The organism is Desulfovibrio sp. ZJ369 (assembly GCF_011039085.1).
In the GTDB taxonomy this organism is placed as follows: domain Bacteria; phylum Desulfobacterota; class Desulfovibrionia; order Desulfovibrionales; family Desulfovibrionaceae; genus Desulfovibrio.
In genome coordinates this window covers 1-1275 of sequence record NZ_JAAKEI010000098.1, presented here as the reverse complement: position 1 = coordinate 1275, position 1275 = coordinate 1, and the positions used below count along the sequence as shown (strand labels likewise).

1 protein-coding gene and 1 pseudogene are annotated in these 1275 nt (G+C 46.7%); both read right to left on the bottom strand.

The annotated features are described in order from the left end of the window. Nucleotides 1-352: 352 nt before the first annotated feature. Nucleotides 353-556 carry an AlpA family phage regulatory protein gene (locus tag G7Y51_RS13450; protein WP_165178259.1) on the bottom strand — a complete coding sequence of 68 codons (204 nt, stop codon included), beginning with the start codon at nucleotides 554-556 and terminating at the stop codon, nucleotides 353-355. 539 nt (nucleotides 557-1095) lie between these two features. Next, nucleotides 1096-1275 (bottom strand): annotated as a pseudogene (locus G7Y51_RS13445) (integrase); the annotation flags it as partial.

Here is a 1275-nt window from a genome sequence, read left to right as displayed (position 1 = left end):
TTCCGCCGAAAGTCGGTCGTTGTTTCACGAAGTCTGCACATGGTTGACTTGACGATGGCTCTTTTTGCCAGGTTTCATGTGAATGGAACTCTGGATGACATTAAAACATTATTTAGTTAATACTCTCATGCTTTTTTGTGTCGTTGTCTTTGTGCTTCTGGCCTGCGGACTTCCTTTGACCGAGCCCCCCCGGAGGCTTCCTCGTCCGTCGCCCGCAAGCATCCATAGCCGGAAAGCAAGGGCGTTTGGTCAAGGCCCGCGAAGCGGCCCGGCAGGGCTTGGCCTTGACCGGATGCACGCTTCCGGCACTCCTGCGGGAGTGACGGACGGAGAGCCGGGGAAAAAACGGGATTCATTTTTCCTCCGTGTCGGCTGTGAGCTTTTCCAGAAGCACGGCAATATCCGCCGCTCTCCACGCCGTTGTGCGCGGGCCGAGTTTGACGGGTTTCGGATACCGACCGTTCTTGCAGCCCGCCCACCATGCGCTACGGCTGACGGGGATGAGCGCAAGTACCTGCGGCAGACGAAGCAGAGCGTTATTGGGTATATTTTGCATGGACTTTCTCCTGTCTGGTTAGGTTCGGCAAACTGTAGCATAACTTTTTTCCGTCTCCGTAAATTTGCAATGTTGCAAGCTTGAAAACATATCCAACAACCTCCAAAGCGGTTCATATTGGACTCAAAAAAATTTTATAAAAATGCTTGACATATTTTTGTATTTAAAAGCGTAAATATTTATCGCTTTGGATTTTTTATATTTTTTAGAAATAAACACTATGCGACAATAATTGATGTTACTGCACAACTGTAGACAACAACTTGCTTTTTAGTCCTTGCAAGTGAGGCGGGTGCTGAAGAGGATTTTGACCGGCAACGAAAGTTTGCAGATCATCCAGAAAATTGGATACTACTCATTAATAAAGTTAATTTATAAGAACTTGACAAGAGCGTTGGCTGAAAAAATCTTTGCGGTAAATTTTTGCGGAGGGAGATGAGATATAGTTTAAAAAGAAAAACAGCGGCAACAAGATATTTTGATTGGCATTTAATTTAAATTGTTGTTACCGCTATTTTTCCTTATAGGTATAATGGATTTTACAAATTCATTTTTGCGCGTTCACGCAGGTCATCTAGATAGTCAGCGTATGCCTGAACCATGCGTCGCCGCTCCGGCAGATACTCGGCATAGTTGTGCGCGGCGCGGACGCCGTTGCGCTCGCAGTGGGCAAGCTGGCGTTCTATCCAGTCTGTGTTATAGCCAAGCTCGTTCAGGAG

Bases quoted from the DNA above. Each gene is read 5' to 3' on its own strand.
- G7Y51_RS13450 (WP_165178259.1), bottom strand. From the start codon at position 556: ATGCAAAATATACCCAATAACGCTCTGCTTCGTCTGCCGCAGGTACTT.